12 protein-coding genes are annotated in these 13,182 nt (G+C 62.4%); 2 read left to right on the top strand and 10 right to left on the bottom strand.

Features of this window, described 5'->3' with window-relative positions; all coding sequences use genetic code 11:
* Positions 1-7 precede the first annotated feature (7 nt).
* Both WBK19_RS14600 and WBK19_RS14595 read left to right on the top strand, forming a co-directional pair.
* A complete protein-coding gene (locus WBK19_RS14600; RefSeq protein ID WP_511290943.1) occupies positions 8-796 on the top strand; it encodes a secretin N-terminal domain-containing protein in 789 nt (262 codons plus the stop codon).
* Entirely contained in the window at positions 793-1,044 is a 252-nt protein-coding gene (locus tag WBK19_RS14595; protein ID WP_511290941.1) for a hypothetical protein, read from the top strand. The genes WBK19_RS14600 and WBK19_RS14595 overlap by 4 nt, the downstream gene beginning before the upstream one ends.
* Here WBK19_RS14595 and WBK19_RS14590 read toward each other — a convergent pair.
* The 10 genes from WBK19_RS14590 to lysS form a co-directional block, all read right to left on the bottom strand.
* Positions 1,041-1,973, bottom strand: coding sequence for a chitosanase (locus tag WBK19_RS14590; protein WP_511290939.1), 933 nt, complete (start codon positions 1,971-1,973; stop codon positions 1,041-1,043). The two genes, WBK19_RS14595 and WBK19_RS14590, sit on opposite strands and share 4 nt — an antisense overlap.
* Positions 1,974-2,231: 258 nt before the next feature.
* On the bottom strand, positions 2,232-2,885 hold the full coding sequence (locus tag WBK19_RS14585) for an acetate uptake transporter (RefSeq protein WP_511290937.1): 654 nt from the start codon (positions 2,883-2,885) through the stop codon (positions 2,232-2,234).
* Between the two features lie 256 nt (positions 2,886-3,141).
* Positions 3,142-4,152 (bottom strand): LLM class flavin-dependent oxidoreductase, encoded by a 1,011-nt coding sequence (locus WBK19_RS14580; RefSeq protein ID WP_511290935.1) that lies wholly within the window; start codon positions 4,150-4,152, stop codon positions 3,142-3,144.
* Positions 4,149-5,063, bottom strand: a complete 915-nt coding sequence (locus WBK19_RS14575; RefSeq protein WP_511290933.1) for a DMT family transporter — start codon at positions 5,061-5,063, stop codon at positions 4,149-4,151. Before WBK19_RS14575 ends, WBK19_RS14580 begins: the two co-directional genes overlap by 4 nt.
* Positions 5,064-5,127: 64 nt before the next feature.
* Positions 5,128-6,210, bottom strand: a complete 1,083-nt coding sequence (locus WBK19_RS14570) for an alkene reductase (RefSeq protein ID WP_511290931.1) — start codon at positions 6,208-6,210, stop codon at positions 5,128-5,130.
* A 107-nt stretch (positions 6,211-6,317) separates the two neighbouring features.
* On the bottom strand, positions 6,318-6,902 hold the full coding sequence (gene curR, locus WBK19_RS14565) for a TetR family transcriptional repressor CurR (protein WP_511290929.1): 585 nt from the start codon (positions 6,900-6,902) through the stop codon (positions 6,318-6,320).
* A 534-nt stretch (positions 6,903-7,436) separates the two neighbouring features.
* Positions 7,437-8,708, bottom strand: a complete 1,272-nt coding sequence (locus WBK19_RS14560) for an O-acetylhomoserine aminocarboxypropyltransferase/cysteine synthase family protein (RefSeq protein WP_511290927.1) — start codon at positions 8,706-8,708, stop codon at positions 7,437-7,439.
* Between the two features lie 115 nt (positions 8,709-8,823).
* Positions 8,824-10,758 carry a bifunctional tRNA (5-methylaminomethyl-2-thiouridine)(34)-methyltransferase MnmC2/FAD-dependent 5-carboxymethylaminomethyl-2-thiouridine(34) oxidoreductase MnmC1 gene (gene mnmC, locus WBK19_RS14555; RefSeq protein ID WP_511290925.1) on the bottom strand — a complete coding sequence of 645 codons (1,935 nt, stop codon included), beginning with the start codon at positions 10,756-10,758 and terminating at the stop codon, positions 8,824-8,826.
* Positions 10,758-11,249, bottom strand: a complete 492-nt coding sequence (locus WBK19_RS14550) for a hypothetical protein (protein ID WP_511290923.1) — start codon at positions 11,247-11,249, stop codon at positions 10,758-10,760. Before WBK19_RS14550 ends, mnmC begins: the two co-directional genes overlap by 1 nt.
* Before the next feature lie 123 nt (positions 11,250-11,372).
* Positions 11,373-12,878: a lysine--tRNA ligase gene (gene lysS, locus WBK19_RS14545; protein ID WP_511290921.1), complete on the bottom strand. Its 1,506-nt coding sequence runs from the start codon at positions 12,876-12,878 to the stop codon at positions 11,373-11,375.
* Between the last annotated feature and the right edge of the window lie 304 nt (positions 12,879-13,182).

Here is a 13,182-nt window from a genome sequence, read left to right as displayed (position 1 = left end):
AACGTCCATGATCCTTCGCATTCTTTGCCTGCTGGCCTGCCTGTTCAGCACTTCGCTGTGGGCCCAGCAGATGGAAGTCATCGAACTCCGGAGCAAGAACGTCGAGGATGTGCTGCCGGCGCTGTTGCCGCTGGTCGAGCCGGGCGGCACCTTGACCGGCATGAACAACCAGCTGTTTCTCAAGGCCTCGCCGCGCAACCGGGCCGACATCAAGCGGGCGCTGGCGGCCATCGACAAGCCGACCCGGCGCCTGATCATTCGTGTTTCGCAAAACCGCCAGGCCGAAGACAGCGCGAGGGGTGCCGAGGCGAGCGGTCAGGTCGTCCTTGGCAGCACCCGGCGCAGTCATGTCGAAGCCAGTGTCTGGGATACCAAGAGCGTGCGTGGCGAGAGCGCGGCGCAGATGGTGCAGACCGTCGAAGGTGGCCAGGCCTTCATCCAGGTTGGTCGTTCGCTGCCCGTCCCGATGCGCCAGGTCGTGATTGGCCCCGGCGGCGCGGTGATCAACGAGAACGTCATTTATCAGGATGTAGGCCGCGGCTTTTATGCCGTGCCGCGCGTAAACGGCAGCCATGTCACACTCGACATCAGCCAGCAGGCGGCCAGTCAGGGCGGCTATGGCAGCATTAACACGCAGCGCCTTTCGACGACGGTTTCCGGGCGTCTGGGCGAATGGATCGAGCTCGGCGGCAGCGGTCGCCAGGCCAGTGGTAATCAGGGCGGCGCGCTCAGTCTTTCAACCAGCGATGCGCGTGACAATCGCTCGATATGGCTGATGGTAGAGGAAGTCGAATGAGTGATCTGAAACGACATATAGGGCAAAAGGTGGCCCTGGCCACCTCAGTGTTTTGTGCCCTGCTGGCCTTGCCGGCCTTTGGCCTGTTCATCTGGCTGTGGATGGAGCGTGGGCTGGCTGATAGCTGGGTGCCAAGTGCGCTGGCCACGGTCGCCTTTCTGGTGGCCTGTGCCGTGGTGCTCTACGTCATCAGTCGGCCGCAACCGCCGCTGCCGGCCGGGGAGGTCCAGCCCCAAGCCCGAATCTAGGCGACCAGGCGAGCAATCAAAGTGCTGTCGGCGACGCCGGTGGCAGGTAAGCCTGTCTTTGCCTGATACTGCTTGAGCAAATTGGCACTGGTCTGGCCGAAGATGCCGTCGGCTTTGATCGGGACGCCTTGTTCGGATAGTCCCAACTGCACAAGTCGGACATCGAGGCCGCGGGCCAGCGGGCTTTGCAGCGCGATGGCGCGGGTGCCGGGCTGCGGGCCGTCGTAGCAACCGGGCGGCATGGCGCGCAGGGTGCTCAGCGAGATTTCGGCGCCGCGGATGACGAGCGGCAGTTCCAGCCCCCAGTAGCCTTGCTCGATCAGGCGCTGGAAGGCATCCATCCGGTAAGCCGTTTTGCGCAAATCGCTGCGCGGATGATTGGTCAGCCAGGCGCGGCGGGTCGCGACGTAGGCCGCGATCCACTTCTTTTCGCCAAGCGCCGCGAGGCTGCCGGACTGGGCCATGGTGCGGTCACGCATAGCTTTCCAGGAACCATGCACGGTGCTGTCATAGACCACCGCAGTGCCAAGGGCCGAGGTGATGCCGAGGTTGGCGGCGATGCGGGCGGCCGTCTGCCAGTAAACCTCGTCGAAAAACTGGTCCTGGGTTTCGCGCATGACCGGATCGTCGGCCGTCGCGCGCAGCAGGTTGTGCAAGCGAAGCTCGTTGTCCAGGCCCAGATCGATGGCTTCGAAACGTGGCAGCCAGGGTGACAGCCGTGGCCCGAAACGGGCGCCGTCGTTGGTGCAGTAGCGCTGCAGCAGATCGAGCAGATTGCCCGAGGCGAGGGTTGTTTGCGAACGGCCGAAGGTGAGGTGGCCGGTATCGCCGGGAATTACCGTCACACTGCCATAGTCGCCGAGGACCACGCCGGTTTCAAAGAGGTTGATGATCGATTGCGCCGTCTGTTTCTGAGTCGGGGTCAGCATGGAGGGAACTCCTTTCGCTTGCCGGTTGATCACGTTGAAACGCAATTCAGAATAGCACGATGACATTCTCCGTCGTCGGCTCGCGGGGACAAATAAATGCCATCGGGAGAGCGACAGGCGTTTGCGGCGAGGCTCAGGCCGGCGCCGGCGGATATGCCACGGTCAACCGGAAAAAACGGCCAAATTTGAAATGTTTTACGCTGCAAAAAAACGACAAACCCGGCGTCTGGCCGGGTTTGTCATGGGCGCAGAGACAAGTCAGGCAGCGGCTTTGACCAGTTGTGGCTTGACCAGTGCCGGGCCCTTGGCGATGAGCCCGAGCGGGGCACCAAGCGAAAGGATGGTGCGGCCGAAAAAGTTGTTGAGAAAGATGGCGCCGGTTGCGTAGAAACCCAGCAGCGCGATGCCCAGTTCGGAATAGGCGGCCAGGGTGCCGAACAGCGGCACGTTGATGCCGAGGATGGACAGCGCGAGCGACGGCAGCAGGACGTTGATGAGGACCAGGATGGCGGCGAAGACCTTGTTGGCCTCGAAGGCGGCGACCATGATGAACAGGGAGAGGATGAAATAACCGATGCAGGCGAAAGCCAGTTGCTTCGGATCGCCCTTGTCGCCAATGGGGCCCAGCCAGCCAAGGCTGATCGCCCAGTGCATGGCGACGGCGATCCAGAACAAGCCATAAGCGCCGAGGACGATGGAGCCGAAATAATTGTTTTTCTTGAAGTCGACCATCGATGCCCAGATTTGCGCCACGGAGCCGAGGAACAGCGCCCAGGGAATGATGTAGGTGACGCCGCTGGTCCAGCCCAGCTTGGCCGACGCTGCTACAAAGGTAACCATGGAAAGGCCGAAGACCCCGAGTGCGGTGGGGTCGGACATGACGATCTTGATTTCGCTGACTGGCTGCTGCATTGCGCTATCTCCATTTTGATTTTGGTCTGTTGGTCGCCGGGAGCCTCCGGCGACTGTGTGGGGCATTCTCTGGTCATAAATCGGGGCGGATCATGATCCAGGTCAACAGATCGGCTGGTTTTTGGTGAATCGCTTTTTCGTATCGTGTGTTTGTTTTAAATTATTGAATTTATTGTTTATTGTTAAATTTATTGGCATGAGATGACGTAAAAAAACCCGGCGCTAGGCCGGGTTGTTTAATCGTGATGGGTGAGAATCAGCTGGCGTCTGGTACAAACAAATCAGCCGTGATTTCAAGCGAACGCAGACGCAGCGCGGGGTCGAAGATATCGCTGACCAGGATAATTTCGTCGGCACTGGTTGCCTGCTTCAACGCCTTCAGGCCGGCGCGCACGGTATCCGGCCCGCCGATGACAGCCGCGCCAAGAAAGTCGGCGATGCCCGACCGTTCCTGCGGATGCAAACCGCTCAGGAAGTCGGCGACTGGCGCTGGCAGGCTGCGCCGGTCGCCGCGCAGGATCCCGAGGACGCGCTGGTAGGTGCTGCTGGCCAGGAACTCGGCTTCGTTGTCGGTTGGCGCGGCAATGACCGGCACGCCGATCATCACGTAGGGCTTGTCGAATTTGGCCGAAGGGCGGAAATTGCGCCGGTAGATATCGATGGCTGGCAACAGCATGGCCGGCGCGAAATGCGAGGCAAAGGAATAGGGCAGGCCGCGTTCGGCCGCCAGGCGGGCGGAAAACAGACTCGATCCAAGCAGCCAGATCGGCACTTCGGTGCCGTTGCCGGGCACGGCGATCACCTTCTGCTCCGGCAAACGGGGGCCGAGCAGTTGCTGCAGTTCGCTGACGGCTCGCGGGAAATCGGCTTCCGTTTCGATGCGATCGCGGCGCAGCGCGCGCATGGTCATCTGGTCGGTTCCCGGTGCGCGGCCGAGGCCGAGATCGATGCGGCCGGGGTAGATTTCGGCCAGCGTGCCGAAGGCTTCGGCAACGACCAGCGGCGCATGGTTGGGCAGCATGATGCCGCCCGATCCGACGCGGATGCGGCTGGTCGCCCCGGCAATGTAGCCGACCAGCACGGCCGTGGCCGAACTGGCGATGCCCGGCATGTTGTGGTGCTCGGCCAGCCAGTAGCGGGTGAAGCCGAGCTTCTCGACATGGCGAGCCGTATCGCGGGCGATGGCCAGCGCCTCGGCCGTCGTGCCGCCCTCGCGGATGGCAACGAGGTCGAGCATCGAGAGTTTGGTGTCGTGCAGGGTGTTCATGCTGCCTCCTCAATCTGTTTTGCCGGATCGCGCCGGCTCGCTGCCCAGCCGAGCAGGGAAAGTAGGGCCAGGCCGCTGCCGATCAGCACGATGCCGGCGATTTCACTGGTTTTGAAGGCCTCGCCGAAAATCAGGCGCGACGAAATAATGGCCACCACCGGCGTGCCGAGCACCGACAGACTTGCTTCCCAGGCCGGCACGCGGTCGAGGATATAGATCCATAGCCACCAGCACATAGCCGTGCTGCCGATCGACATGAAAATGAGGATGCCGACATAGCTACCGCTCCATTCTGTCGGGTGTTCGGGCACGATCAAGGCGAGCAGGACGAGCGGAACGGCACCGATGATCATCTGCCAGGTGGTCAGGGTCAGCAGGTCGACCGGCGTTTTGCTGCGCAGGCGCTTGATCAGGATGGTGCCGGTCGCCCAGCACAGCGCCGCCATGAGGCCGAGGAACTTGCTGAACAGGCTGGCGTGCATGTCCCACGGTTCGATGATGAGGAGCAGTCCGCCCAGCGTGCTCGCCGCGGCCAGCCACTGCTTGCCGCGCACGCGCTCGCCGAGGATGGGCCAGGCGAGCAGCAACGTCCAGATCGGCATGGTGAAAATCAGTACCGCCGTCTTGCCGGGACCGCCTTCGACCAGCGCCCACGTCTGGAAAATCATGAACCCCGATACTTGCGCCAGGCCAATGGCGATGGTCTGGCGCGGGGCGACCAGCTTCAGCGAACGCCCGCTCAGCTTGACCGCGATGATCAGCGCCAGGGCGGCGCCGACGCAGCGTTCAGCGGCAAAGGCGAAGGGCGGCGCGTAGGCCAGGCCCTGCTTGGCGAGCACCCAGGTGTAGCCCCAGGTCAGCGAGAGGACGATCAGGGCGAGGGCGGGCAGCCAGCGGCGGTATTCGGACATGGTATTTCCGGGAAAGTCGGCCCCGGCGGGCGCTTGGCCGGTCGGGGCGCGAGTCAGTTGATGATCAGGCAGCCAGCGCCGGGTAGTCGGTGTAACCCTCCGCCCCACCGCCATACAGCTTGTCGGCCTGCAGTTCATTGAGCGGCAGGTCGTCCTTCAGGCGGCGGACGAGGTCCGGTGTGCTGATGAACGAGCGGCCGAAGGCAACCAGGTCGGCCTTGCCGGCTGCGACATTCTCGATGGCCAAGTCACGCGAATAGCCGTTGTTGAGCATCCAGGCGCCCGGGAAGGCGCGATGCAGGGCTTCGTAGTCGAAAGCCTTGGCCTCGGGCGTGCGCGTGCCGCCAGTTTCGCCTTCGATCACGTGCAGATAAGCCAGGCCGAGCGGTGCCAACTGTTCGACGACATAGCCGTAGAGCGCCTGCGGATCGCTGTCGAGCGGCGCCGTGAAAGTCGTCATCGGGCTCAGGCGGATGCCGGTGCGGCCGGCGCCGATTTCCTTGGTGATCGCCGTGACCACTTCGAGCAGCAGGCGGGTGCGGTTGGCAATGCTGCCGCCGTAGGGGCCGCTGCGGTCATTAACGCTGTCGCGCAGGAACTGTTCGATCAGGTAGGTGTTGGCAGCATGCAGCTCGACGCCATCAAAGCCGGCATCGATGGCGTTGCGCGCGGCGCGGCGGTAATCCTCGACGAGGCCCGGGATTTCATCGTCGCGCAGGGCGCGTGGCTTCGACACCGGGACGAAACCGTCGCTGGTAAAGGTCGAGGCTTCGGCCACCTTGTCGGTCGATGAAACCGGCGCCGCGCCATCCGGCAGCAGTGAGGTGTGCGAAATGCGCCCGACGTGCCACAGTTGCAGCACGATCTTGCCGCCGGCGGCATGCACGGCATCGGTCACCTGGCGCCAGCCTGCGATCTGTTCCGGGCTGTGGATGCCCGGGGTGGCGAGGTAGCCTTGGGCCATCGGGCTGATCTGGCTGGCCTCGGCGATGATCAGGCCGGCCGTGGCGCGCTGGCGGTAATACTCGACGGTCAGCGGCCCGGCGACATTGCCGGCAATGGCGCGGTTGCGTGTCAGCGGCGCCATGACGATGCGGTTGGCGAGGGCGATATCGCCGACTTGGATCGGGTCGAACAGGGAAGTCATGTTGAATCTCCTGATTGGTAACTGATGAAAATTAGACCGGTCGTCTATGAGTTCGGGTTAAAAATAGGCCGCAACAGCATGCGGCCTGTGGTCGGATGTTCAATGATTCAAGGCGTCAGCAACTGTCTGGTAAAGCGCATAGCATTTTCGAGGGACTGGCTGTTGCGGTGCAGCTTGCCGAGCAGGCTGGCGCCCAGCCAGAGTTGATAGAGCAATTGCGCAGTCGGCCGGGCCTCAAGTGCTGGCAACGAGGTATCGGCGACGCCGCCTTCAATGGCGCCGGCGATGCGGTCCACAATGCGGTCGGTACCATCGCGCAAAGTCAGGCGCATGGTGTCCGACAGGTCGGAGACCTCGGCGGCGAGCTTGACCACCAGGCATTTCTGCTCGGCGCATTCAGTGCACTGCTTGTCCACCCAGCGCTGCCAGTAGCGCATAAGGCGCTCATGGCCCGATGCTGCTTCGAGCGCAAACAGACTGTCGATATCGGCCAGATAGCGCGCGAAGTAGTCTTCGAGCAGGGCCTTGCCATAGTCTTCCTTCGATTCGAAATAGTGATAGAACGAGCCCTTCGGCACGCCGGCGGCCTTCAGCAATTCGTTCAGACCAACGCTGGCGAAGCCCTTCCCTGCAAAGATACCGAGACCGGTGTCGAGAATGTGCTGGCGCGTGTTGTCGTGACGAGTGTTCATGGGGCGTAGTTTGCCAACAAATAGACCAGTCGTCTAGTAATTTATTTGTTGCCGGGTTAATCAAGATTGTTTGCAGGTGAACGCCGGCAATCGGCCATGACCAGCCAGTCACTATGCTAGGATCATTGCCGTTTAATCACTGGGTTGGCGCAAATGGCATCTTCGGATGATCTATTGTTTTTGGGGCTTCTTGCGTTCGCAGTCCTTGGCCTTGTGCTGAGTATTCTTTGTCGAAATGACTTTCAGCGAATTGCAGAAAGCCAAGGCGGGTCATACCTTTCGATAACAAGAGAAGTGGCTAAGAGTCGCCCCATTATTGGCAATTTGCTTCGAGGGGTACATTTATCGCTATTGCTGTTTGCGATTGCTTTTGTTGTGCTCCGCTTGATCGGATCGAACTAGAACCATTGAAGCGATCAAACTCGCCTGTGACCGCAAAGGGCGCATCCCAGACCGAAAAATCAGGCTCAACACTGGCCGCGCTTCAAAGAAAAAACCCGGCACGAGGCCGGGTTTTTGTTGAGTGCCTTTTAATCACGCGGCGTTGAGTGCCTGATCCAGATCGGCGATCAGATCGTCGATGTGCTCGATGCCGACTGACAGGCGGATCATGTCTTCGGAGACGCCGGCCTTGGCCAGTTCTTCCGGCGACAGCTGGCGGTGGGTGGTCGATGCCGGATGGCAGGCGAGGGTTTTGCAGTCGCCGATGTTGACGAGGCGGGTGACGAGTTGCAGGGCATCCTGGAACTTGCCGCCAGCCACGCTGCCGCCCTTGACGCCGAAGTTGAGGATGCCGGAGGCGCGGCCGCCCATGTATTTTTGGACCAGCGCGTGGTCCTTGTGGTCGGGCAGGCCGGCGTAATTGACCCAGCTGCACTTCGGGTGGCTCTTGAGGAAATTGGCGATCTTGAGCGAGTTTTCGCAGATGCGGTCCATGCGCAGGGCCAGCGTCTCGATGCCTTGCAGGATCAGGAAGGCGTTGAATGGGCTGATGGCGGCGCCCATGTTGCGCAGCGGGACGACGCGGGCGCGGCCGATGTAGGCGGCGGGGCCGAGGGCTTCGGTGTAGACGACGCCGTGGTAGGACACGTCCGGCTCGTTGAGGCGCTTGAACTTGGCCTTGTGCTCGGCCCACGGGAACTTGCCGCTGTCGACGATGATGCCGCCGAGGCTGTTGCCGTGGCCGCCGAGGTACTTGGTCAGGGCGTGCACGACGATGTCGGCGCCGTGCTCGAAGGGGCGGCACAGGTAGGGGGAGGGCACGGTGTTGTCGACGATGACCGGCACGCCATGCTTGTGGGCGATTTCGGCGAGCTTTTCGAAATCGACGACATTGCCGAGCGGGTTGCCGACGGATTCGCAGAAGACGGCCTTGGTTTTGGCGTCGATGAGCTTTTCAAAGGCGGCCGGATCGCGGTAGTCGGCGAAGCGGACATCGATGCCGTATTGCGGCAGGGTGTGGGCGAACAGGTTGTAGGTGCCGCCGTACAAGGTGCTCGAGGTGACGATATTGTCGCCGGCTTCGGCAATGGTCTGGATCGCGGCGGTGATGGCCGCCATGCCCGAGGCCAGGGCCAGCCCGGCGATGCCGCCTTCCATTTCGGCGACGCGCTTTTCGAGCACGTCCTGCGTCGGGTTCATGATGCGCGTGTAGATGTTGCCGGCGACCTTGAGGTCGAACAGGTCGGCGCCGTGCTGGGTGCTGTCGAAGGCGTAGGAGGTCGTCTGGTAGATGGGGACGGCGACGGCCTTGGTGGTCGGGTCGGGCGAATAGCCGCCATGGACGGCGATGGTTTCGATCTTCATGCGTGTCTCTCTTTGTGTTGTTGTTGAAAAAGGAAAGTCGGGAAACGGGCTGCCTAGCTTAGCGCGCCCGGCGCCGGGCGCCAATATCGATGTCTTCTATTGATATGCCCAAACGTCATGCTGACGGTTCGCTGGCTTCTTCATCACCCGGAAAGGTCTCGGCTGAATGGCGCGCCGCCTTGATCATGAAGCGGCCGGGGTCGAGGGCATCGACGAGGTCGCGTTCGAGGGGCAGCGGTTCGCCTTCGATCTGGCTGAGCAGCAGGTTGGCCATCAGCGCCGACCACACGATGCCGCGTGCCCCGAAACCCTGGACGCACCACAGGCCGGGCTGGCGCGGGATGTTGTGCAGGCGGGTGTTGGGCGTGGCGGCCAGGGTGTCCGGGACGGCGCCGACGATGGGCAGGCGGTCCGGCGACATTGGGCGGAAGCCGACTCGGCCGTGCAGGGCGGCCGGGTCGAGTCCGGCGGCGAAGTCGGGCAGGGTCAGGCGGAGTCGGGCGAGGTTGTCGCTGTGGTCGCTTTCGCGTTCTGCGGTCTCCTCGTCCTCATAGGAAAGCGAGGCGCCGATCAGTTGCGTGCCGTCAACTGGCGGGATGGCGTAGCCGACCTGGAACAGAACGGCCTTGAGCGGTGTACTGTTGGCAGCTGGCAAATGGCTGACCTGGCCGCGGCCGGAACGTTGCGGCAGCCAAGCGAATTGCTCGAAGCGCGGGGCGGCGGCGCCGCTGGCCATGATCAGAATCGGCGCTTCGGCCAGGATGTTGCCGGCCGCATCAAGCGCCTGCCATTCCGTTTTTGGCCGAAAAATCCGGTTGACCGTGGCATTGAAGCGCGTCGTGATTTTTTCGGGAAAGGCGGCCAGTGCTGCCTTGCAGACCGACGGCGGTTGCACCCAGCCGCCGCTCGGGAACCACCAGCCGCCGATATTGACCGGTTGGCCGAGCAATTGGCTGGCTTCATCCTTGTCGACGAACTGCAGGATTTCGGGCGGCAAGCCGAGTTGTTCGACGGCGCGCTTTTGCTGCGCTTCGTGTTCGGGCTCGCGGGCCAGATGCAGCACGCCGCAGGGCGACAAGCGGGCGTCGGGCAGGCCGGCGAGCAGGGCGCGGGTGGCGAGAAAGCCGGCGCGGGTCAGGCGGGAAAGACGGTTGTCGTCGGCGCTGGGCAGCGGACGCAGCATGCCGGCCAGATTGCTCGAGGCGCCGGTTCCTGAGGCCTCTGCCTGTTCGAGCACGGTGACCTGCCAGCCGGCGGCGGCCAGCGCGTAGGCCGTGGCGCTGCCGGCGATACCGGCACCGATGACGATGGCCCGGCGATCCGTCGGCGCGACGTGACGGTCCGGTCGGCGCGAACGGAAGCGGCCGACCAGCATCTGCCGCTTGCCGACCGGGCCAGGACGTTTTTCGACGTCGAACTCGGCGTCTTTCAATGCCTGGCGGACGTGGCCGGCGACTGTCCACGTGGCCAGCGTGGCGCCCGGTGCGGTGAGCCGGGCGAGGCCCTTGCAGAATTGCGGTGACCACAGTTCGGGATTCTTTTGTGGTGAAAAGCCGTCGAGGAAGAAGGCATCGACCGAGGCATCAATGGCGCGGAGTTGCGTTGACGCATCACCGAAAAGCAGCGTCAAAATGACCTGTCCGCCGTCGAGATGCAGGCGGTGCATGCCGGGCGCCAGCGGCGGCCAGTGCTTTTGCAGTTCCGCCGCCAGCTCGCCGAATTCCGGCCAGGCTTGCTGGCAGGTGGCGAGGTCTGCCACGGTCAACGGGAATTTTTCGCAGGAAATGAAATGCAGGCGCCGGCAACGCTGCGGATCGTCCCGCCAGGCTTGCCAGGTGGCGAGGAAATTCAGCCCGGTGCCGAAGCCGGTTTCAAGGATGACGAAGCGGTCGCGGCCCTGCCAGCGCTGCGGCAGTTCATTGCCACCGAGAAAGACGTGGCGGGCCTGTGTCGGGCCGCCCAGGGCGGAGTGATAGACGTCGTCGAAGGCAGCGGAGTAGGGCGTGCCGTAGGCGACAAATTCGATCTGCGCGGGCTGCAGTTTTTCCACTAATGCAGGCGCGAGATATCGATGGCAGGCGTGAGGCTCGCTGGCACCGGGGCGTCGTCGAGCGCCAGATTCCATTGGGCATGCTCGGCGCCGGCGCGCAGCATGGCACAGAGGGTTTGCAGCAACTCGACGTTCATGGCGAGCTGGAAACTGCGCTCCCGGCCTTCGCGGAAGCTCAGGTTAAACGTCCCATCGCTCAGGGTGTCGACCTTGAGCTCGCTGCTGAGCAGCGGTATTGAGCCGAGTGGAAAAGTGGCGTTTTCTTCAGAAAACGGCTGATCGAAGTTGGCCGCATCATCGGCTGGAATTTCGCCAACAATCGGCGTCGTCGCCGCCTGCTTCCCGGCAAGCCGGGACAGGTGCGGCCACAGTTCACGCAGAAAGCGCCGGGTCAGCCAGATCCGGTATTCCTCGTCTTCCTGCGTCGAGATGCGCAGAAGCAGACGATCCTGGACTTGGTCGCAAGCAACTTGAAGCTGACGAATTTGCATCAGAAATTACCGGAAAAACTCGATGATCGAGCGAGCGCCGGCGAGACAAGGCGCAGCCGACCGCCGCATAGCAGCGCTATGCAAGGTCGGTTGCAACGCCGTATCGCCAAGCGCAGCCGATCATCATTCGGGGCGCATGGAGGGGAACAGAATCACATCGCGGATCGCTGCTGCATCGGTCAGCAGCATGATCAACCGGTCAATCCCGATCCCGCACCCGCCAGTCGGCGGCAGCCCGTATTCCAGCGCGCGAATGAAATCGGCGTCGTAATACATCGCCTCTTCATCCCCCGCATCCTTGGCCTTCATCTGTTCCTGGAAGCGCGCCGCCTGGTCTTCCGCATCGTTCAGCTCGGAGAAGCCATTGGCAATCTCCCGCCCAACAATGAACAGCTCGAAACGCTCGGTAATTTCAGGATTGGTATTGGAAGCACGCGCCAGCGGCGACACTTCGACCGGGTAGTCGATAATGAAAGTCGGCTCCCAGCACTGGGCTTCGGCACAGGCTTCGAACAGCTGCAACTGCAGGCTGCCCAGGCCGCCCGGCTTGAGCGGCTCGCCGAAGTGCTTGATCTTGGCCTTGAGGAATTCGGTATCAGCCAGTTGCTCGTCGGTGAAGTCCGGCTGCTGGCGCTGGATGGCCTGATTGATGGTCAGGCGATGGAAGGGCTTGGAGAGGTCGAGTTCGCGGCCCTGATAGATGAAGACTTCCTTGCCCAGCGCTTCGCGGGCGGCGTGACGGAGCAGGCCTTCGGTGAAATCCATCAGCGTGTGGTAGTTCGCATACGCCTCGTAGAACTCCATCATCGTGAATTCAGGGTTGTGGCGCGGCGAGAGACCTTCGTTGCGGAAATTGCGGTTGATCTCGAAGACCTTCTCGAAACCGCCGACGACCAGGCGCTTGAGGTAAAGCTCAGGGGCAATGCGCAGGAACTGCTGCATGTCGAGCGCGTTGTGGTGCGTGACGAAAGGCTTGGCCGAGGCGCCGCCGGGGATCGGGTGCATCATCGGCGTTTCGACTTCCATGAAGCCGTGGCCGGTCATGTAGTTGCGGATGGCGGCGACGATGTCCGAGCGGGCGCGGAAGGTGGCGCGCGTTTCCTCGTTCATGATCAGGTCGACGTAACGCTGGCGGTACTTCATTTCCTGGTCAGCCAGACCGTGGAACTTGTCCGGCAACGGGCGCAGCGACTTCGTCAGCAGGCGGATTTCAGCGGCCTGGATCGACAGTTCGCCGGTCTTGGTCTTCATCAGGATGCCTGTGACGCCAATGATGTCGCCGAGGTCCCAGGTCTTGAAATCGGCATAAACCTCTTCACCAACGCGGTCGCGCGTCACGTAAATCTGGATGCGGCCCGACAGATCCTGGATGGTGGCGAAGGAAGCCTTGCCCATGACGCGCTTGAGCATCATGCGGCCAGCGACCTTGACTTCGACCGGCAAGCCTTCGAGTTCTTCCGCCGTCTTCTCGCCATAGCCTTCGAGGACCTTGGCAGCGGTGTTCTCGCGCTGGAAGTCGTTCGGGAAGGCTTTCCCCGTCTTTCGCCACTCGGCCAGTTTGGCGCGGCGCTCGGCGATGAGCTGGTTTTCGTCCTGCTGGACCGGGGCTTGCTGTTCGGGGTTGGACATGAAGAATCCTTGGGGAAATGGGGGGTGCTTCAGGCAAAAGCCTAGAACCGGTGATTTTCGCCGATTTTGGCACTTTGGGACAAGGTTGGGGATAGATGTTTTGTGGCCTGAATCAGGGTTTCCTGATTTTTGGCTTGGGTTTCCGCCTTGCTGGCGGGCGTACTTTCTTTTGTGTGGCCAAAAGAAAGTAGCCAAAGAAAAGGCCACCCCTGGGTCGGTGCCGGCTACGCCGGTTCCCTGCGCTACTCGGAACGCCGGGCGGCTGCGGAACTCGGGGCTGCGCCCCTCAGACAGTCCTCGCCGA

Origin of the sequence: Azonexus sp., from assembly GCF_049652925.1 — a bacterium.
Taxonomy (GTDB): domain Bacteria; phylum Pseudomonadota; class Gammaproteobacteria; order Burkholderiales; family Rhodocyclaceae; genus Azonexus.
Note: the sequence above shows the minus strand (reverse complement) of the source record. Positions and strands in the feature narration are given on the sequence as shown.